Annotated in this window: 19 protein-coding genes; 12 read left to right on the top strand and 7 right to left on the bottom strand. The window is 61.7% G+C overall.

Annotated features, from left to right (window positions below):
* The first annotated feature begins 971 nt into the window (after positions 1-971).
* Positions 972-2,321 (top strand): replication initiation protein, encoded by a 1,350-nt coding sequence (locus NE850_RS13290; RefSeq protein ID WP_007178646.1) that lies wholly within the window; start codon positions 972-974, stop codon positions 2,319-2,321.
* A 58-nt stretch (positions 2,322-2,379) separates the two neighbouring features.
* Here NE850_RS13290 and NE850_RS13285 read toward each other — a convergent pair whose 3' ends face one another.
* Positions 2,380-3,438, bottom strand: a complete 1,059-nt coding sequence (locus tag NE850_RS13285; RefSeq protein WP_007178645.1) for a ParB/RepB/Spo0J family partition protein — start codon at positions 3,436-3,438, stop codon at positions 2,380-2,382.
* 25 nt (positions 3,439-3,463) lie between these two features.
* Positions 3,464-4,126, bottom strand: coding sequence for a ParA family partition ATPase (gene parA / locus NE850_RS13280; protein WP_007178644.1), 663 nt, complete (start codon positions 4,124-4,126; stop codon positions 3,464-3,466).
* Between the two features lie 1,077 nt (positions 4,127-5,203).
* Between parA and arsC the strand changes: the two genes are divergently transcribed.
* Positions 5,204-5,563 carry an arsenate reductase (glutaredoxin) gene (arsC, locus tag NE850_RS13275; RefSeq protein ID WP_007178643.1) on the top strand — a complete coding sequence of 120 codons (360 nt, stop codon included), beginning with the start codon at positions 5,204-5,206 and terminating at the stop codon, positions 5,561-5,563.
* A gap of 68 nt (positions 5,564-5,631) precedes the next feature.
* Here arsC and NE850_RS13270 read toward each other — a convergent pair whose 3' ends face one another.
* Positions 5,632-6,618, bottom strand: a complete 987-nt coding sequence (locus NE850_RS13270; RefSeq protein WP_007178642.1) for a sulfonate ABC transporter substrate-binding protein — start codon at positions 6,616-6,618, stop codon at positions 5,632-5,634.
* 229 nt (positions 6,619-6,847) lie between these two features.
* On the opposite strand from NE850_RS13270, the gene NE850_RS13265 reads away from it, so the two are divergent.
* The 5 genes from NE850_RS13265 to NE850_RS13245 all read left to right on the top strand — a co-directional run bounded on the left by NE850_RS13265 (position 6,848) and on the right by NE850_RS13245 (position 10,088).
* On the top strand, positions 6,848-8,224 hold the full coding sequence (locus tag NE850_RS13265; RefSeq protein WP_007178641.1) for a gluconate:H+ symporter: 1,377 nt from the start codon (positions 6,848-6,850) through the stop codon (positions 8,222-8,224).
* A 134-nt stretch (positions 8,225-8,358) separates the two neighbouring features.
* Complete coding sequence (locus NE850_RS13260; RefSeq protein WP_007178640.1) at positions 8,359-8,649, top strand: DUF1272 domain-containing protein; 291 nt, start codon at positions 8,359-8,361, stop codon at positions 8,647-8,649.
* A gap of 306 nt (positions 8,650-8,955) precedes the next feature.
* On the top strand, positions 8,956-9,087 hold the full coding sequence (locus NE850_RS13255) for a hypothetical protein (RefSeq protein ID WP_007178639.1): 132 nt from the start codon (positions 8,956-8,958) through the stop codon (positions 9,085-9,087).
* Between the two features lie 435 nt (positions 9,088-9,522).
* Positions 9,523-9,807: a hypothetical protein gene (locus NE850_RS13250; RefSeq protein WP_007178638.1), complete on the top strand. Its 285-nt coding sequence runs from the start codon at positions 9,523-9,525 to the stop codon at positions 9,805-9,807.
* Positions 9,807-10,088: a DUF6723 family protein gene (locus NE850_RS13245; protein WP_007178637.1), complete on the top strand. Its 282-nt coding sequence runs from the start codon at positions 9,807-9,809 to the stop codon at positions 10,086-10,088. Before NE850_RS13250 ends, NE850_RS13245 begins: the two co-directional genes overlap by 1 nt.
* Positions 10,089-10,260: 172 nt before the next feature.
* Here the strand turns inward: NE850_RS13245 and NE850_RS13240 are convergent, their stop codons facing one another.
* On the bottom strand, positions 10,261-10,467 hold the full coding sequence (locus tag NE850_RS13240; protein WP_007178636.1) for a hypothetical protein: 207 nt from the start codon (positions 10,465-10,467) through the stop codon (positions 10,261-10,263).
* 370 nt (positions 10,468-10,837) lie between these two features.
* Between NE850_RS13240 and NE850_RS13235 the strand changes: the two genes are divergently transcribed.
* Positions 10,838-11,392, top strand: a complete 555-nt coding sequence (locus NE850_RS13235; RefSeq protein WP_007178635.1) for an NADPH-dependent FMN reductase — start codon at positions 10,838-10,840, stop codon at positions 11,390-11,392.
* Positions 11,393-11,486: 94 nt separating this feature from the next.
* On the opposite strand, the gene NE850_RS13230 is transcribed toward NE850_RS13235, so the two are convergent.
* The 3 genes from NE850_RS13230 to NE850_RS13220 form a co-directional block, all read right to left on the bottom strand.
* Positions 11,487-12,485 (bottom strand): hypothetical protein, encoded by a 999-nt coding sequence (locus NE850_RS13230; protein ID WP_007178634.1) that lies wholly within the window; start codon positions 12,483-12,485, stop codon positions 11,487-11,489.
* A 218-nt stretch (positions 12,486-12,703) separates the two neighbouring features.
* A complete protein-coding gene (locus tag NE850_RS13225; protein ID WP_007178633.1) occupies positions 12,704-14,983 on the bottom strand; it encodes a hybrid sensor histidine kinase/response regulator in 2,280 nt (759 codons plus the stop codon).
* 228 nt (positions 14,984-15,211) lie between these two features.
* A complete protein-coding gene (locus NE850_RS13220; protein ID WP_157187735.1) occupies positions 15,212-15,490 on the bottom strand; it encodes a hypothetical protein in 279 nt (92 codons plus the stop codon).
* A 207-nt stretch (positions 15,491-15,697) separates the two neighbouring features.
* Here NE850_RS13220 and NE850_RS13215 point away from each other — a divergent pair, with 207 nt between their 5' ends.
* From NE850_RS13215 to hpnD, 4 genes are all read left to right on the top strand, one after another.
* Entirely contained in the window at positions 15,698-16,066 is a 369-nt protein-coding gene (locus NE850_RS13215; protein WP_007178632.1) for a response regulator, read from the top strand.
* Complete coding sequence (locus NE850_RS13210; RefSeq protein WP_007178631.1) at positions 16,059-16,682, top strand: chemotaxis protein CheC; 624 nt, start codon at positions 16,059-16,061, stop codon at positions 16,680-16,682. The genes NE850_RS13215 and NE850_RS13210 overlap by 8 nt, the downstream gene beginning before the upstream one ends.
* Positions 16,679-17,617: a diguanylate cyclase gene (locus tag NE850_RS13205; protein ID WP_007178630.1), complete on the top strand. Its 939-nt coding sequence runs from the start codon at positions 16,679-16,681 to the stop codon at positions 17,615-17,617. Before NE850_RS13210 ends, NE850_RS13205 begins: the two co-directional genes overlap by 4 nt.
* Positions 17,618-17,890: 273 nt before the next feature.
* Entirely contained in the window at positions 17,891-18,739 is an 849-nt protein-coding gene (hpnD, locus tag NE850_RS13200) for a presqualene diphosphate synthase HpnD (RefSeq protein WP_007178629.1), read from the top strand.
* Position 18,740: the final 1 nt, after the last annotated feature.

Here is an 18,740-nt window from a genome sequence, read left to right as displayed (position 1 = left end):
TAGCTCTAAGGTGAGATTTTACGGGAGCGCTCGTAGACGGTGTTGCCATAGCTTGAAGTGTAAGTCATTGAAATTGTTGAGTATTGGCTCGGTGATTCGCAAAGGTGAGGGTTTTCGGGGGCGCTCTTTCAGGATGAGCGAGAGCTCCTGGAGTGGTCAATGGTGAGGTTTTTCGGGATAGTTTTTCGCTGCTTTCTGGGCTCAACAGGTCGGGAGGCCGCGTCATTCCGAGCTCTCCGGCAACGTTAAGGTGAGCTTTTTCGGGGGCATAGGGAAGAGGCGCGCAAACCGCGGGTCGGGCACCCCCCTCAAGTTTTGTCCATAGCCGTTTGCACGAGTTACAGCTGGCGGCTCGCGTGAAAGGCCAGTACTGGCGATCCTGGCTCGGCGCATTATTGGAAAGCTTGCGACGCCTGTGGAGAACTGGCCTGAGGGGCTATATGGCATGAACGCGCGTGGGTGGCATACGGGCCGGTCCGATGAACGCTGTGGAGGCTTGTGGCTGTGGTCGCGGCCGTTTGGCTGCGCCGGGCACGCATTTGAAGTGTGGCTGGCTTCGGCGATGCGCATTCGACAGCACACTCGTCGGCCTCCACATTTGTACTGCCACGCGCCTCTGCTACGGGACCGTGATTGCCCGAACCTTCTTCACGACTTGGCCGGCTCGCGAATGCTTCAGGTCTGCGTGCGCACCTCGTCAAAAATCCATGAAAATTTTTTGAGGTGAGAAGATTCGGGATCGGACCACGTGCGTTGGTCCGCGCAGCGGAAATGGTTCGAATTTGCCAGGCCCGCGACCTGCAAGGACCGGCCGAACCTAGGGCGAAACGGCTGAGGTGAGGGTTTTCGGGAGTTGCTGGAGGTGAGTTGCTGCTCGTAAACTCACTTCACCGCGAACGGTGAGATGTGCGCTATAGACGCGTATCACCGCAGCCGGTATGCTCTCGCCAAATCCCTCCTCGACCAGACGCATGGCCACGAAGCGCGCGAAGAAGACCGATGTAGTCAGCCCGAGCTCGGCCGAATTGCGCAAAGCCGTCGAGGCGATCGCGATTCAGCCGAAAAGCGGCAAAATCACGCTCCTTACCCGCAAGCTGTTCAACGTGCTCCTCGCCGTCGCCCAGCAAGCGGACGAATCCGGTGACACGTATCGGGCCTTGCTGTCCGACATCGTCGCGAACTCCGCGTTTGATTCCAACGATACCGCGCTCGTCAAGGAGCACTTGCGGCGCATGGTTTCAGTGCAGGTGGAATGGAGCACCGGGACGTCCAGTCAGAAACCAGGTCGGAAATGGGGCATTTCCACGCTGATCGCCGACGCCGAAATTCTCGAAGATCCCACCACCCGCCGCGTCTGGGTGGAATTCTCGTTTGCGCCCAAGATCAAGAAGAAGCTGCTCGACCCGGTTCAGTACGCGCGTCTGAGTCTCCAGTTCCAAAGCCAACTTCGCAGTAGCGCGGGTCTCGCGCTTTACGAGATTTGCGTGCGCTACCTGACCAACCCGAGCCATCTGACGATGCGGGAAACGTGGGAATGGTGGCGCCCTATCCTTTCCGGCACGCCAGACACGGAAGCGGGCGATGAGGCGAAGCGCGAGTACAAGTACTTCAAGCGTGATTACCTGCGCCCGGCCATCGCCGAGGTCAACGCGGTCACCAACATCTTCGTCGAACTGATCGAGCACCGGGAAGGACGCCGCGTGGCCGAGATCCAGTTCCGCGTGACCGAGCGCAAGCAGCCTATGCTTGCACTCGACGAACATCCAAACGTGTTCGACAGCACGCTGGTCGACCGGATGGTGAAGATCGGCATTCCGCTGAAAGAAGCACAAACGCTGTACGCCGATAGCGAAGAAAATCGCATTCGCGCCGCGCTTCAGATGACTGAACAACGCATGCGCAGCACGTCGTTGCCGCCGGTGCGCAGCGCGCCAGCGCTGTTCAAGGACGCCTTGAAGAAGGGTTATGCGCCGCCTGTCGAAGCACTGCCGTCGAGCGGTGGCGGCAAGGCTGCGATGGCTGCGCCGGCGGACGATCTCAAGGCCCGGCTGCTTGGCGAGTACTCGGCATATCGCCGCAAGGAAGCGCGCGAGCTGTACGACGAGCAGGGTGAGTCCGAGCGGGAGATCGCGCGGCAGTCATTTGAAGAAGATGAACTGCCCGGACTCGGCACGCACATGCGCGACGACTGGCGTCGTCGTGGGCTGGATTCGAAGATCGTTGAAACGGCATTCTTCGATTGGCTGGCTCGCAAGACCTGGGGTGAGCCAACCGACGGTGACCTGCTTGCCTTCACGCTGAGCCAGTCGCGCGCGGCGTAATGATCGGATGGGGCGCCGCGGTTGACCGCAGCGCTGCCCACCTCTGGACAAGCCCTTCTTACTTCAGCATCTTTTCAATCTGTCGAAGGATGTCGTCGCGCTTTTCACGCGTGAGGCCCTTCAGACGCAGTTCGATTCGATCGTCTCCGTACGACTTAAGATCGCCTACCGACACCCCGTCGAGTTTGATTTCCAGACGCTGCGCGTAGCGTTGCCGTCCCGCCGGTTTGGCGCTTTCCTGGCCGCTTGCCCTTCCCTTAACGATGTCAGCAACCTGCCGGGTGCTCAGATCGTCCGAGAGGATCTTGTTGATCAGACGCAGCGTCGCATCGGCGCCGCGGGCAGTGTGGTAACGACCGACCTGATAGGCCATGTTGGAGCCGAAGCGATCGGGTCTCGCGACCATCTCATGCATGACGACCTCGGGCAATTTGGAAATTGACAAGGCGACTGCAACGGTCGACTCGTCCAGCCCGAGGTGTTCGGCGAGTTCTTTCTGGCTCTGGAAGTGCCGGTCGTCGAGAAAGCGTCTCCATACGACCGCGTTGTCGAAGACGGTCTGTGAATCACGTTGGACGTTGAGGTCGTAACCAAGCTTGTAGCTCTGAATACCGATCGGCAGATCGATGACGATGGCCTTCACCGATTCCTTGTTCGCTTCTTTCAGTGCTCGCACGCGCCGTCCGCCATCGCTGACGAAGTAGCTGCCGGGGTTGTCGTAATCAGGAATAACGTGAATTGCCTGCTGCTGCCCCTGCTTAGCCAGGTTGACCGCGAGTTCGGCAATCGACGACTTCAGATAGAAATGCCGCGGGTTGAACGGGCTCGGCTTGATCGTTTTGAGCGCCAGCTCGATGACCTGACCAGGCCGGTAGCCGTGCTCGAGCCGCCATGTGCGGTAGGCCGCTGATTCATTGGCTGCATCAACGGCATCGACTTCGGCGACGTTCTGCGACGGCGTGCCGGGCGCGATGATGCGCCCCGCCGCCTCGCTATTCCTGGGGTCGTTCTTGACGATACCGTCGATTGCGTTCAGGCGATCGAGAGCGGTCCGCTTTTCGCTGCTGGTCGAATCAGGACGTGCTTGAAAGCCTTTGGCGAATTGGGAGGGTTTCATTCATGGTCCTTTATGCGCATAAATTTCACGGGAGCAAGGCGGCGATCTCATTCGCACACGCTCGTACTTCAATGGCGGCAAGCTTGGCGCCGCGATCATTCATCTGGAGCACTGTTTGCCCTAACGCCATAGCCTGCTTATAGGCCTCGCGAGTCGGGATCTGTGTCTTGAGCAACGGGAACCCGAGCTCTTCCAACGCGCGTTTCAGTTCGCGCGTCAGCATCCGTTTTTCTTCGGTCTTATTGAGGAGGAAGACTGCGCGCAGATCCTCGTTCATGAGCTGCGCCTGCTGGACAAGCTTCACCAACCCGATACTCGACCAATAGTCGGCAGGCGATGACGATGTCGGGATCACGGCGACGCTGGCAGCGAGCAGGACCACGCCGGAGACTTTCTCAGTGATAGAGGGCGGGCAGTCGACGACGATGATGTCATAGTCGGCCACGAACTTCTTGATCTCGCGGTGGATCTGGCTACCGGCTTCGGAAAGATTGACGACCGGAAAGGGGATACCCGTATCGCCGTCTGATGACGCACTGGCCCAATGGATCAGTGTGTTTTGACCATCTGCGTCTACAACGAGGACGCGCTTGCCTTTCTCATGAAACGCAGCGCCGAGGTGCATCGCGATGGTGCTCTTCCCGACCCCGCCCTTCTGCTGAGTTACCGCGATGATTTCTGCTGCCAAACTTCACCTCCTCTTTTTAGACGCAGATGGATTTTACCTGGATGATTTTGTATTTCAATCGTTTTTGTGTAAACGCGAGAATGATTAGCCATTCGGGATAGGTTTATGCGCATAAACGCTCGGGCGCAGCGACGTGGTCGCTGGCCAGTCGAGGGAGAGCCGCTCTTCTGATACTTCGATGCCCGGTCTGGTCGATGCGGCGTCTGTAGACGGCAAGCGGCCCTAGGCTGATAGTCCATCGAGTGTTGTTTGGAAGGTTCGGGCGGTTTTGCCCGCGCTGTGCTGAATCGGACGAGTTGGGGCCTGCGCCCGCGTGATTGTCTTTATCAGCGCGCGCTCCCCCGAGTCTGGCGACATGCCCTAATGCGGAGGACGCGGTGGACTTGCTGGTGTTGGTCCTATGCGCATAAAGTCGCCACCGGGAGGATCCGCGGTGGCCGTTACTTAGCTAAGGGAGGTTGGGGGGCCACCCCTTGACGCATCGGCAAGCTGGTCGAGAGCCGAGAGTATCGGTCCGTCCTTTATGAAGGCGTCTCGCATAGCGCGAAATCCGCGAACGGCGGCGGCTCGGAGGAGGCGGCGGGCGCGCTAGCCTCCACGCTTTATGCGCATAAAGCGCAAACCCTTTCCGCCACAAATAGGATTCCTCGTTCAGTAGTCAACGACGCCCGGTCCACGCTGCGACATGGGCCGCCGAAAAAACCTCGCACGGAATGGCGCTCTATTTAGTGCGAGGTTGCGAGACAGCTTTCTCGCATGGGCAACCCGTGTGGTCTCTGTATGGCCTAGATGCCTCATCCACCCGCCACACCGAGTGTCATTTCAAATACACGCAATAAATTGGGAAATATTCAAAAACGGCAAACCACATTCTTAACCTATCATCCAATCCCTCGCGCAGCGCCGCCAAAGTGTCCGGGCCCCTTCGGACTAGGTATCTCCACAAACCCTTGCGTCCACAAACATATAGAGCTGCCGCGGCGGCGCACCTCCCAACCGGTAAAATCCTCACATAAACCACCCAACCTCCCGTTGCGCATGCGCAGTCCGCAACCCCATTCACCATCACCCGAAACCATGATCACGATCTACCACAACCCCCGTTGCTCAAAATCACGCGCCGCATGCGAACTAATCGCCGACACCTACAACAGCGCAAACGAAGCAACGGAAATCATCGAATACCTCAAGCATCCACTCACGGTCGATCAGCTCAAGCAACTCAACGCGCAGCTAGGCTGCGCAGTCCGCGAAATGATCCGCGACACGGAAGCCGAGTACAAAGAACTCCAGCTCTCCGATGCCACGCTGACTGACACTCAGTTATACGAAGCATTGGCGAAACATCCCATCCTTCTGCAACGGCCAATCGTCGTGCGAAACGGGCGGGCCGTGATCGGCCGCCCCCCCGAAAAAGTCGCCGCGCTATTCGACTGAATGCGCCTGATTGCGCTTGAATGGCGACACAGCGCGAGCAAATAGAGACTGTATGTCAGGCCAGCGGACTAGACCTTGCTCGCAGGCAACGCCGCATCTTTAGTCACGATCCGCGTAGGGATAATGTGCAATTCGGCGAACGTGTCGGCGATATGCTGTTGTTCCGCGAGCACACTCGCATCGACGGGTTTGTAGATGTGCGCATAGTGTCGCAAGCCCGCTTCGATCACGCCTGCGTCGAGCCCTTGAATGGGCGCGAGCTGTGCGGCCGCTTCGCTGTAATGCCCCCGCACCCACGCTCCTTCTTTGCCGACTTCGTCCATCGTGATCGCGAGCACATCGGCGTTCTGTTGAGCGAACGACCGGGCACTGAGGAAGAACTGATGATGGCTCACGATGCCTTCGCCATCCGCGAGCAAGCGCGCATTCGACTGCCGCTTCGCCGCTTCGAGGAAAGGATCCCAGATCGCCCACGCATCGATCGCGCCGCGCTCGAAGGCCGCGCGGGCATCGGCGGGCGCCAGGTAGACAGGCTGAATCTCGCTGTACTTCACGCCGCTCTTCTGCAGGGCTGCGACCAGAAACCAGTGAACATCCGAGCCTTTGTTGAAGGCGATTTTCTTGCCCTTCAGATCGGCCAGCGTTTTGATCGGTGCGTCCTGATGCACCAGGATCCCTTCGGCATGCGGCGTCGGGATTTCATAGGCGACGTAGACGAAGTTTGCGCCGGCGGCTTGCGCGAACACGGGCGGTGCTTCCCCAACGTAGCCGAAGTCGATGGCGCCGACATTCAATCCTTCGAGCAACTGCGGCCCCGCGGGAAACTCGGTCCATTTGACGGTGATGCCGAGTGGCGCGAGCCGTTTTTCGAGCGTGCCGTGCGACTTCAGCAACACGAGCGTATTGGCTGCCTTCTGGTAGCCGATGCGAAATTCCCTCGCGTGCGCATCGGCGGCAAAAACGGACGTGGAGACGACGGGCAACGTGGCGGCGGCGAGCGTGGCGCCCACACCTGCAATGAACGCGCGGCGCGTGAGCAGCGGATGACGTGACATAAAAATGCTCGTTAAAAAGACGGACGCAAAACGGACCGATTGGCCCCGACAATAATTCGTCTGCAAGCCTGGACGAACCGATAAATTCACATAAGCAAATCACGCGAGCTAGCGAAGCTCGTAGGGCTCCCGATCTGGCGCCTTCTGCGTCGAATCGCCGCCCGCCGCTACAATTCGTCATCCGCGGGCGGCCCGCGGATGCGTCACTCTCTCGACCAAAAGGGACACCGTGCATTTGACAACAACACTCGCGCCGTGGTCATCCCACGACACCCAACTGATTCTCTCGTGCGCGCTCGGGCTCGTACTGATCATCGTTTTCATCAGCGCGCTGAAGCTCGCGCCGTTCCTGTCGATTCTGGTCGGCACGTTCGCAGCGGGTTTTTCGGCGGGCCTGCCGCTCGAAGCCGTTGCCAGTGCATTCAGTAAAGGAGCGGGCGCGCTGCTCGGCGACGTCGGCATCATCATTGCGCTCGGCGCCATGCTCGGTGCGCTCATGGCCGAATCCGGCGCCGCCGACCGGCTGGTCTCGACCATTCTCAAGCACTCCACGCCGCGCACGCTGCCGTGGATGATGGCGGTGGTCGCACTGATCATCGGCTTGCCGCTCTTTTTCGAAGTTGGCCTTGTGATGATGGTGCCGATCATCTTCGTGATGGCGCGCCGTTCGCAGCAACCGATCCTGCGTATCGCGATTCCGGCGCTGGCCGGCATGACCACGCTGCACGCGCTTCTGCCGCCGCACCCGGGTCCGCTGATCGCGGTGAGCGCGCTGCACGCCGATCTCGGCCTGACGCTCGGGCTCGGTCTGATCGTCGCGATTCCCGCGGTGATTCTCGCGGGACCGCTCTACGGCATCTGGTTGTCCAGGCGCATGCACGTGGTCGAGCCGGAGGAAATGGGCAAGCTCTTCAGCGCAAAGCAAGACACCGGCGAGCCGCCGGGTTTCGCGATCTCCCTCATCACGATCCTTTTGCCCGTTGTGTTGATGCTGGGGCGCACGGTCGCCAAGCTGCTGCTTCAGCCCGAAACGTTTCTGTTCAACACGCTGAATTTCCTGGGTGAGCCGCTGGTTGCGCTCGGCCTCACCGTGCTGTTCGCGGTGGTGGCATTGGGTTGGTCACGGGGCATGGCGCGCGAGCGCGTGGGCGGCATTCTGCGCAAGAGCCTGCCGCCGATCGCTGCGCTGCTGCTGACCATCGGCGCCGGCGGCGGCCTCAAGCAGGCGCTGGTGGTAGCCGGCATCAGCACGACGATCGGCAAGGTCGCGGTCGGCGCGCACATGCCGCTGATTCTGCTGGCCTGGCTGATCGCGGTCGCGCTGCGTCAGGCGACGGGTTCGGCGACGGTTGCCACCACCACTACGGCGGGTATCGTCGCGCCGGTCGTCGCGGGTCTCAGCACGACGCACAATTCGCTGATGGCGCTCGCCATCGGCGCGGGCTCCGTGTTCTTCTGCCACGTGAACGACGCCGGTTTCTGGATGGTCCGCGAGTATTTCGGTTTGCAATTGAAACAGACGGTGATGGTCTGGTCGGTTTTGCAGACGATCGTGTCCGTCGTCGGCCTTGCGCTCACGCTCGTGTTATGGACAGTGCTGACGTGACGGTGGAATAGGCGTGCGCCGCGTTGGCAGGAATTGACGTCTCGCTGTCAATTCCGGGCAGCCGACGCCACTTACACTGGCCGACAGGCGAGAGGCGGTTGCGCACCTCGCTTCCCTGAAAACGCGGAGCCACCATGCTTGAACTGAGACCGTCCTGCGAAGGATGCGGCAAGTCACTGCCGCCAAACGCATCCGACGCCATGATCTGCACGTACGAGTGCACCTTCTGTGAAGTGTGCGCGCTCACCAGGCTGCGCAACGTGTGTCCGAATTGCGGCGGCAATTTCCAGCGTCGGCCGATTCGCACACGCGCTCAACTCGAGAAGCATCCGGCCGGTGTCACCTCGCATCCCGTTTCGATCGATGAAGCGTCGCATGCGCGTTTCTTCGAGCGTTACCGGGACACGCCGCCCGGCGAGCGCTAGCCGGCGCGGCGCGTTCGCAAGCGCCGCGCGGCCGACGTGCAATGCGCCGCCCGTACACTTCATCTAGCTTCAATCTTCGCGATTCTTCGCGCCCAGGGATTCTTGGAATGACGTCTCCCGCGTCGGCGACATGGCCCGATTGCATGCAGGCGGAGCGCGTCCCTCCACGGAAATCCATCTGGATTGTTTCATTATTCAAAAAAATGTCTTCTTGTCTTCGCTGTTTGTCAGCGGACGTTGAATCGATATTCTTCAGTCCATCGATCGGACCCGATCGCGAACCAAACGCCGAAGAGGAGTAGCACCATGAAACGCATTCTTTCCGTCCTGATTGCTTCCGTTGCCCTGTTTGCAGCCGCTTCGGGCGCAGCCCACGCTGCAGCACCGGCGCCGTGCAACGGTCCGGCTTCGTACTGCAACGTGTTCTTCGGCAACTAATGGGCCTTGCGGTCGAAGTTGAGGACGAAGGGCGCCGCCAATGGCGCCTTTAGTCCGTCTGGAGAGCGCGCGGCGGACCGCAGCGTCCATCAGGCAGCAGACAATACACTGCGCTCCCAAGCAACACTTGGGCCTGGCGCACAAATGCGTTCAACGCTCACCCTACTAACGTGTTACAGTAGGTCAACAGCTTGCAGTTCTCTGCGCTTCTCGCGCGGTTCCTGTTGCAATCGCCTCGCATCACAGCGCCCTGATCGAACGGGGTTCCTTCCTCCTACCTGGCTCTACGGTGTCGTCAATCCGGCTTGAATAAACGGCCGTTCTTCGCGTGCATCGTCGATCAACACCACGCTTCGCAGATACGCCGCGATTGGTCGGCATTGCGCCTGGCAAAGACGCCGCGTTCAACGAACGCTTTCACCGGAGACGAGCACCATGAGCAATACGATCAGAAGTTATCGAGGTCTTGAGATCTATCCGCTGGTGTATCCGCACCAGCCGCGCGGTCTCGACGGCGCCCGCCACTACGACGCGGGCTTCGACGCCGCCGTGCGAATCTGCCGGCGCGGCACTGACGACACGATGACCAGCAGCCGCGTCTTTCGCGTGCCGAGCCGCTCGCCATTCGGCGCGGCGGGCGACGCGCGCATTGCTTCGGCCAGTTACGCAGAGCAGGTTATCGACGGTATGGTGGCCGGCCAGTCGATCGCTGGCCTCTGATGCGCGCGCCAATGGCAAGTCAGGTTTCCAGGCGCTCGCAGCGCGCGACTCTTCCTGCGCTCACTGGCCGTGCGAACTATCAGGTAATGGCGTCCTCGCGCCGTACTTCGAGTGGTACGGTGCCGACGCTGAAAGTGATCCGCCTGAGCGACGAACGGGTGATCTACCCGTTCCAGGGGCATGCTGACATGCCCTTTTTCGAGGACGCCGACGCGGCACAGTCGTTTGCCGAGACCTACGGCTGGCAGCTGGTTGATGGTGATATCGCGGTGCCGGAGTGAGCGCGTCCACCGCATTAAATCCGCAGTAAGCACAACTTTTCCAGATTCAAGCAGCAAGGCATCGCGCCTTTGCGTCTGCATTAGCGGCGTTTTTCCCGCGCTAGCGCGTCGCCACGCGATGCGTCCATAGCACACAAGCATGGCGCAAGGCGAGGCACCCCGCCATCGGCGGCTAGACTTTCCCGCCGCCGTCCATGCCGCTGCCGCGACGCCACACTTCCTTGCCACGTTCGGACAATTCACCGCTGCTATGCACGGCGTCCGCTTGCGTACCGTCGACGGCCATCTCCCCGCCGGGCTGCTCCTGCGCCCGCTGCTTTTCTTTCTTGCGTGCGGCCACTGCTTCATCGTGGGACTTTCCTGCGTAGTTGAGACTCATGGCTGCTCCTCGATCAGGTAGATTTGCTAGGGCATCGAGCCCCTCACCGGTCATTTATGCCGGGCTCTTTCGACTTCCGGCAAAGCAGGACTCCAGCAAACAATCGTTTGCCTCAAAACTTGCCGAACCGAAAGCACGCTTGATTGACAAGGCAAAAGTATCAGTTATCCACAAGGTTATTCAGTGAATCTGTGGATAACTTTCCACGATGCGGGGTTATCCACCGCCAACGACGGCCGTCGTATGGTCCCCAATAATCCAACACCTGCCTTTTTGCCGTCCGCCGTCGCGGCCCACCCAGCTTTTGCCTATGATGGACAACGCGTACCCTTTTTGCGCTCCCGGGCGCCACACCACAAGGAAGCGAATCATGGCCTATCACATTGCGGTCGTCGTCGGCAGCCTGCGCCGCGAGTCGTTCAACCGGCAGTTGGCGCAAGCTGTGATATCGCTCGCTCCACCCGACTTCACATTCGAATTCATCGACATCGGTTCGTTACCCCTCTACAGCCAGGACTATGACGCCGATTACCCGGAAGCCGGCAAGCAGCTGAAGCAGCGCCTCGAAGCCGCCGACGGCCTGCTATTCGTCACGCCCGAATACAACCGCTCCATACCCGGGGTGTTGAAAAACGCACTCGACTGGGGTTCGCGCCCGTGGGGCACGAACTCCTGGGGCAACAAACCGGGCGCCGTGATCGGCACGTCGGTCGGTGCGACCGGCTCGGCCTTGGCGCAACAGCACTTGCGCAATGTGCTGGCATACCTGGACGTCGCAACACTCGGTCAACCCGAGGTGTTCATCAAGCACGATCCCGCAGTCATCAACGACAAGGGCGAGATCCTGAACGACGGCACGCGCAAATTCCTGCAAACTTTCGTCGATCGTTACGTCGCGTGGGTCAAGCGGCAGGCCGCCTCCTGAAGCGGTCACGGTGGTAATGGGAGCGATCGGCTCAGAGTGAATGCAGCGGCAGTACCGTCATCGAACGGCATTGCCGCTGCGTCCGCGATCGCATTCACACGTGGTGGTGCCCTGTTACGCGCTCCCAGCCGTGCCGCACGGCCAGTTTGAACCGCTCCCACGTGCTGTCCGGCGACGTCGTTTCCCAATGGCGCCGCGCCTCCGGTTCGACGTCGTCCCAAGGCTGGTCACGGTAACGCTCGTCCTTGCCGATCTCCGCGCCATAGCGATAGGCCGGAACGTAGTCTTCGTAACGTTCGTTTTCTGCCGCGTATTGCTCGTCGTAGTGCGCGCGGAAGTCTTCCTCATACTCCAGATATTCGTTCGGCATCTGGCCGCCTAAACCCGCGGTTGGCTGACCCGCTGCGGAGACGACTTCGGACGGTCGCATGACCGCGCCGGAACCCGGCATCGAGCCTGCGGCGACCGCGCTTCTTCCCGCGTCGCCGACCAATGGATCCGTCACGGGTTCGTTGACCCGATCGACCACCGGCCGCTCCCCAACTGGCGGCGGCACGAACGGCTCCGCATCTGTGCTGCCCGGCGGCACGGTGTATAGCGGATCGGCCGTCGTGCCGGATCGGGCGGCAGGCGTCGACATGTTCGCTGCACGCGGCGTGCCCGGCGTCACTGCGCCGATGCCGAGTTCGTCGAGGACAGAATGCTCGCGCCCGGCCTCTGTCTGCGTGTCCCAATCGGGCGCGCGTTCGCCAATGTCGGCCGCGCCCAGTCTCGTGAAGGTATTACGAGCCAGGTCCGCATGGGCTTCGCTTGCCGCGTTGACGCACACGAGCACAGCGCCGCGGCGTACGGCCTCGGCGTAGCGCGCTGTGTCCGGCGCGCGCTGCCCGCTTGTGAACAGGCCCGAGAGAAAGCGCTCGATATTTGCCAGCACACCCGAACCCGCGACTTCGTCGGTCGCAGAGCCCACAGATGGTTCCGGATTCGCCTGCAACTCGATCGTTTCGCGTGAGAAACCGGTTTGTACAAGGGCGTCGCGGGCGGCTTCAGCTTGGGAAAAGGTGTCGAATAAACCAATTACGGTGTGTTGCATGGCTGTCTCCCGACGTATTTAGGCGGAACGGACGACGCGCAAACGCGCCGCTCTCCTTGCCTCGTTATGCCGCAACGATCGTGCCGGGCCCATGCCACGGGCTGGGCGCCCGCTGGCGCCTATCCGCGCGAGGCGGCGGCGCAATTAACGCGACATGCCGCCGCCGCGCTTTTACAAGCGTGGGTAATGCAGACCTGGCCAGACGCCCGCGGTGGGCGCTATTCCGCCGGATGCGGCGCCGGGTCGGCGCCGGTCTGCGTCAGATCGTGTTGGATCGCTTGCAGGAGTTTTTCCAGCAAACCAATATCGAAAGGCTTGGAAAGCACCCGTACGTTGACGTGGCGGGCCCGATCAAGCTCCTCCGCGTAGCCGGTGACCAGAATGACCGGTAGCCGGGTGTCGAATGCGAGGACCGCCTCGGCCAGATCGATGCCATTCATGGTGCCGGGCATATGGATGTCGGATAACACCAGATCGAACGGCAGCGGTTCGCCGGTGCGCGCTTGCCGCGCGCGGGCGTCGTCGAAGAGACGCAGTGCGGTGTCGGCGTTGAAGACGCACGTGACCTGATGGCCCATCATCTGTAGCAGGGCTTCAGTCCCCGCGGCCACTTCGCTATTGTCTTCGACCAGCAGAATGCGCAGGCCGGGAGGTGTGCCGCTTTCCTCCGCGCCCGCTTCGGGCGGTCCGTCGGCGGCTGGTTCAGCTGCGGCACGCGGCAGATAGAGACGCACCGAAGTCCCGGCGCCGACCGCACTGTCGATCGCGGCGAGACCCCCGGAGCGCTCGCAGAACGCGAAAACCTGCGGCAAGCCGAGGCCCGTGCCCATGCCTTTCGGCTTGGTCGTGAAAAGCGGCTCGAAGGCCCGCGCGAGCACCTCAGGCGCCATGCCCACGCCGGTATCTTCGAGCGATAACTGCACGAAGTCGCCCGTCAGCGGAAAACCGTCTGCGGGCCGGAAATGGATATTGGTGGCTCGCACCGTGAAACGCCCGCCGTTCGGCATGGCGTCGCGTGCGTTCACGGCCACGTTGATGAGCGCCAACTCCAGTTCCGCGACGTCGACGTGTATCGGCCAGATCTCGACGCCGAGATCGGTGACCAGCGACACCTTCGCGCCGAGCGACGCGCGCAGCAACTCGCGGCACGCTGGCAGCCAGCGCTCGAGCGACAGCGTCTCGTTGCGCAACGGCTGCTTGCGCGCTACGCCGAGTAACTGTCGGGTGAGCGACTGGCCGCTCTTGAGCGCCCGTTCCATTGCCGACAATTCGCGGTCGAGTCCGGTTGCGCCGCGCCGCCGTGCGATCTGCAAGTTGGCCGAGAGGATCATCAGCAGGTTGTTGAAATCGTGCGCGACGCTGCCGACCAGGGTGCCCAGCGCTTCCATCTTGCGCGACTGACGATATGCCGACTCGATCGAGCGGCGCATGGACGCTTCGGCCTGCCAGCGCTCCCACGCTTCCTCTTCGGCGCCAAGCCGGCGCAGCGATAGCCAGATCACGCACCACAGCACGACGGACGGCGTGAACATCGACAGGATCAGTACGCCGAGATGCCTGTACCACGCGGCCCAGATCGCCGAGGCGCGATAGCCGCACACCACGTACACGGGATACGAACCGACGTGGCGGAACGCCAGAATCAGATTTTCGCCGTCGACGTTCGAATGCATGCGCACGACGCCCGCCCGCCGCCCTTGCGCGAGGGCTTCGGCGAACGGTGTGTGCTGCGCCATCGCGGTGGGTTCGTGCGGCGTGCGCGGATAGTGAGCGAGGATCGAGCCGTCCACGCGCACGAGGCTCATGGTCATCGGCGTGCCGTTGCCGCCGAGCAATTCGCGGTAGAACGCGTCGAAATAGCTCGGCCGCAGCGCGACGGAAACCACGCCGGCGAACGAGCCGTCGGTGCCAGTCCGTTCGACGCCCATGTTGAACACCTGTTCGCCGGCGACATGGCCGGTGATGACCTTCGACACATGCTCAAGGCTCTTGCCGTCGCGAACGCCGGTGAAATCGTCGCGCTCGCCGATCGAGACGGCCGGCGACGGAAAGTAGCGGCTGCTGGCGAGCAAGGTGCCATCGCGCCCGAAGATCGACACGGCTGCCACCTGCGGATAGCCGCCGCCCATCACACGCAGCTTCTCGTGGATCGCGGCTTCGCGCGCCCGGATGCCATTGTCGTCCAGACCGTCGGTCAGATCGACGATGCGCGCGTCGAGCGTCTCATTCATGTCGAACACTTTCAGCGCGTGTTCTTCCGCGACCCGCACCGTGCGCAGCGTCATATCGGTCGCGTCCGCCTCGCGCATGCGCAGATCGCTGATTGCCATTGCGGCGACATACAGGCAGGGCAGGACAATCGCCGCGATCAGCAGCGCGATCAGTGTGATACGCCGCACCTGGAAATTCTGTTCGGGCACGGCGGGGAACAACGCCCCATCCTGCCGGCCAGCGGAAAGGCGGCTCGCGGATGGCGGGGCGGACCGGTCTGGTGTCATTGTCGATTTTACGAAGGTCTTTCGGAATGCAGAGGCCGGGATTCAGCATCATACGAGAAGCATAGACACGGCGCGGCGGTAGAAGTTACCGTGGCTAACAGCGCACATTAGAGTCGCTGTCCAACGGCCGTCGAAACGTATCCAGATCGGCTGTTTTTTTGAAACAGCGACGAAACAGGAAGCGCAAACGTACACAAAAGTATAAAAACGAAATTCCGCCGTAAGAATCTACAGATATTTTTCTGAAAATAGCGAATTAACAGAAAATCTCGTTAATGAAAGTGAAATTGGCGAGTTGCTTTTCCGTCGTTTTACTTCGAAAATCAGCGCCACGATAAAAATGCGTCCGCCATGTTCGGACGCGTCTGCCGCGGGGCACCCAGCCGCATCACGCGTACCACGCGTGACGGAAGGCGTTCGCGGAATCACGCGCGCGGTAAAGACCAGCCCGATCCACGATGGCCGCGCAGATTCATCTACGGGGTAGGCTTCGAACATGCCGGTCATAGCCGTCGTCCACCGTGCGCGTACGCTTTCATGCGTGCCCACCGGTTCCGTCTATCGCGCCTCGCCGCGCGCGCTGCCTGTTCGTCCGCAACCCGCATTTCCGCAAGCTTCAGCGCACTTTGTCGCTGGTCGACAGACGTCGCGCTAAAGAACTCACCTCGCTTCGCCGTTAACGCGAAAGAGCTAATTCTGCTTTCCGACCCGCCCATGCCTTTGCCTATTGTGATCGCCGATGATTCATTGCTTGCCCGCAAAGTGCTCACCAAGGCATTGCCGCCGGAGTGGGAGGTCGACGTGTCTTACGCATCCAACGGGCGCGAAGCGCTCGCTCTGTATCGTGAAGGCAAAGCGTCGGTGATGTTCCTCGACCTGACCATGCCGGACATGACCGGCTATCAGGTGCTGGAAGCTTTGCAGCACGAGGATCTGAACACCTTCGTCATCGTCGTCTCCGCCGATGTTCAGCCGATGGCCCAGCAGCGCGTGCGCTCGCTCGGCGCGGCCGCGTTCATCGCCAAGCCCGTGACGCCCGAGGCGGTACTACCCATCCTCAAGGAGTACGGGTTGTATGTCTGAGCCAGTCCTCACCGAAGATCAGCGCGACGCGCTGCAAGAGGTCGCCAATCTGGCGATGGGCCAAGCCGCGACACGTCTTGCGCGGCTGCTCGATGCGTTCATCGAATTGTCGGTGCCGCGCGTGAAAGTGGTGGCGGTCAGCGAGGCGGCGCAGGCGCTGCGCGAGATGACCGGGATCGAGGACACCGTGAGCGCGGTGCGCCAGGGCTTTCGCTCCGACATCAAGGGCGAAGCGCTGGTGATCTGCCGCAGCGACAGCATCGAGCAACTGTGTTCGCTGGTCAGCGATCCGTATTCGCGCTCGACTTACGAGACGGTGAGCCAGAAGGAACTGGTGTTCGACGTCGCGAATGTGCTGACGGGCGCGTGCGTATCGTGCATTCTCGATCAGCTCGGCCGCACGCCGATCTTCTCCGCGCCGGGCCTGCTCGGCGAAGCCATGACGCTCGACGCGGTCTTCCAGCCCGGCGTGCTGCAATGGGAAGTCGCCCTGCTGGTCGAAGTGAATTTCGCGCTCGAGGATCAGAGTTTCCGCGCCCACCTCGTGATGCTGATGGCCGAAGAATCGATTCGCCACATGAACGGAGCGCTCGACGCGCTGTTGTCGAGCTTATGAACGTGCCCGTGGAGTCGTTGAGCGATCTGGTGGTCGAACGTGTCGGTTTCGGCATTTTCGTGCTGGATCGCGACATGAACGTGCTCATGTGGAATCGCTTCATGCAGGATCACAGTGGACTGTCGCCGGAACAGGTGGTCGGCAGGTCGCTGTACACGCATTTTCCGGAACTGCCGCGCGTGTGGTTATCGCGCAAGATCGAAAGCGTCTTTCAGCTCGGCAGCTTTGCGTTCAGCTCGTGGGAGCAGCGCCCGTATCTCTTCAAGTTCGATCACGACCGGCCCATAACCGGCGGCGTCGACTTCATGCAGCAGGACTGCACGTTCATGCCGCTCATGCGCGAGCGCGAAGTGGTGGCCGTGTGCGTGACCATTTCGGACGTGACGCACGTGAGCATCGTGCAGCGCGAACGCGAAGAGGCGGTCGCGAAGCTCCAGGAATATGCCGACCGCGACGGCCTGACGGGGATCGCCAACCGTCGCTTCTTCGAAACGCGCCTGCGCGACGAATACACGCGCTGGCAGCGGTACGGCGGCGATATGTCCATGCTGCTGTTCGATCTCGATCATTTCAAGAAGATCAACGACCAGTTCGGCCACGGCGTCGGCGACACGGTGCTGCGCGTGATGGCGCAACGCGTCGCCGAGGTGGTGCGGGCGCAGGACACCTTCGGGCGCTTCGGCGGCGAGGAGTTCGCCTTGCTGCTGCCGTGCACGCCGCTCGACGACGCGATGCGCGTGGCGGAAAAGATCCGCTGCACGATTGCCGACACGCCGGTCGAAGTGCAGGGCACGAGCGTGCCGGTGACGGCGAGCGTCGGCGGCGCGTGCGCCCGTGTCGGCGTGCCTTCGTACGACGTGCTCATCAATGAAGCCGACGCCGCGCTCTACAGCGCGAAGCGGCAAGGTCGCAACCGTTCGGTTGCGTTTGTCTGAGGCCGCCTGGCGGCGGTGTTCCGGTTCGCGGGAGGCGCGGCGTGCGCCGTACGGCATGTCGCCAGGGGCGCCGCCTCGTCGGCTTTGGGCCTGCTTCCGGCCCTGTATTCGCTGGCGGAACTGCGGCATCTTACAAAGATTGATATACTTTTTGCCGTTTCCGGCCTCCCAGCCGGGTATTTCGCGCGTGTCCGCGCGCGCGTGCCGCCTGCCTTGCGGCAGGCATCAAACTTCTTGAACGCCTTTCAGCGGGCGCCTCCAGCGGAGATCGTCTTGGCTGTTTCCAATCTTGTCGTGGGCGATACAGAAATCGACGCAGCTGCCGCCACATCCGGCAGTTCGTTCTATCTCGCAATGCGCATTCTGCCGGCCGCGCAGCGCGACGCGATGTATCAGGTCTACGCTTTCTGCCGCGCCGTCGACGATATCGCCGACAGCGACATGCCGCGCGCCGAGCGTGCCGCCGCGCTCGAGCGCTGGCGTGCCGATATCGACGCATGCTACGCCGGCGCGCCGCGCACGTCGCTGCGCGCGCTGACGCGGCACATTCATACGTTTCATCTGCAACGCGAAGATTTTCACGCAATGATCGACGGCATGGCGATGGACGCCGCCGCCGACATCTGCGCGCCCGACGAAGCCACGCTCGACCTCTATTGCGACCGCGTCGCGAGTGCGGCGGGCCGTCTGTCGGTGAGGATATTCGGGATGCAGGACGAACCCGGCCGGCTGCTCGCGCACCATTTGGGCCGCGCGCTGCAACTCACCAACATCCTGCGCGATATCGACGAAGACGCCGGCATCAACCGCTGCTATCTGCCGCACGAATTGCTGGCGCGCGAAGGCATTGCGGTAACGAGCCCCACGCAGATCGCCGACGACCCGTCGCTGCCGCGCGTGTGCGCCACGCTCGCCGAGCGGGCCAGGCAACACTTTGCCGCGTCCGACGCGATCATGGACCGCGAGCCGCGCAGCCAGGTGCGGGCGCCGCGCATCATGTCGGGCGTGTACCGCGTGCTGCTCGAACGGACGCTGGAGCGCGGCTTCGACATTCCGCGCACCAAGGTCCGCAAGCCGAAGCTGCGCATGCTGTGGATCGTCGCGCGTTACGCGTTCTTCTGAG

The organism is Paraburkholderia sp. USG1 (assembly GCF_031570135.1).
Lineage (GTDB): Bacteria > Pseudomonadota > Gammaproteobacteria > Burkholderiales > Burkholderiaceae > Paraburkholderia > Paraburkholderia dioscoreae.
This window is presented reverse-complemented; position numbering and strand designations above follow the sequence as displayed.

Coding starts and splice junctions, on each gene's coding strand:
- NE850_RS13290 (WP_007178646.1), top strand. CDS start 972: ATGGCCACGAAGCGCGCGAAGAAGACCGATGTAGTCAGCCCGAGCTCG.
- NE850_RS13285 (WP_007178645.1), bottom strand. CDS start 3,438: ATGAAACCCTCCCAATTCGCCAAAGGCTTTCAAGCACGTCCTGATTCG.
- arsC (WP_007178643.1), top strand. CDS start 5,204: ATGATCACGATCTACCACAACCCCCGTTGCTCAAAATCACGCGCCGCA.
- NE850_RS13270 (WP_007178642.1), bottom strand. CDS start 6,618: ATGTCACGTCATCCGCTGCTCACGCGCCGCGCGTTCATTGCAGGTGTG.
- NE850_RS13260 (WP_007178640.1), top strand. CDS start 8,359: ATGCTTGAACTGAGACCGTCCTGCGAAGGATGCGGCAAGTCACTGCCG.
- NE850_RS13255 (WP_007178639.1), top strand. CDS start 8,956: ATGAAACGCATTCTTTCCGTCCTGATTGCTTCCGTTGCCCTGTTTGCA.
- NE850_RS13250 (WP_007178638.1), top strand. CDS start 9,523: ATGAGCAATACGATCAGAAGTTATCGAGGTCTTGAGATCTATCCGCTG.
- NE850_RS13245 (WP_007178637.1), top strand. CDS start 9,807: ATGCGCGCGCCAATGGCAAGTCAGGTTTCCAGGCGCTCGCAGCGCGCG.
- NE850_RS13240 (WP_007178636.1), bottom strand. CDS start 10,467: ATGAGTCTCAACTACGCAGGAAAGTCCCACGATGAAGCAGTGGCCGCA.
- NE850_RS13235 (WP_007178635.1), top strand. CDS start 10,838: ATGGCCTATCACATTGCGGTCGTCGTCGGCAGCCTGCGCCGCGAGTCG.
- NE850_RS13230 (WP_007178634.1), bottom strand. CDS start 12,485: ATGCAACACACCGTAATTGGTTTATTCGACACCTTTTCCCAAGCTGAA.
- NE850_RS13225 (WP_007178633.1), bottom strand. CDS start 14,983: ATGACACCAGACCGGTCCGCCCCGCCATCCGCGAGCCGCCTTTCCGCT.
- NE850_RS13220 (WP_157187735.1), bottom strand. CDS start 15,490: ATGACCGGCATGTTCGAAGCCTACCCCGTAGATGAATCTGCGCGGCCA.
- NE850_RS13215 (WP_007178632.1), top strand. CDS start 15,698: ATGCCTTTGCCTATTGTGATCGCCGATGATTCATTGCTTGCCCGCAAA.
- NE850_RS13210 (WP_007178631.1), top strand. CDS start 16,059: ATGTCTGAGCCAGTCCTCACCGAAGATCAGCGCGACGCGCTGCAAGAG.
- NE850_RS13205 (WP_007178630.1), top strand. CDS start 16,679: ATGAACGTGCCCGTGGAGTCGTTGAGCGATCTGGTGGTCGAACGTGTC.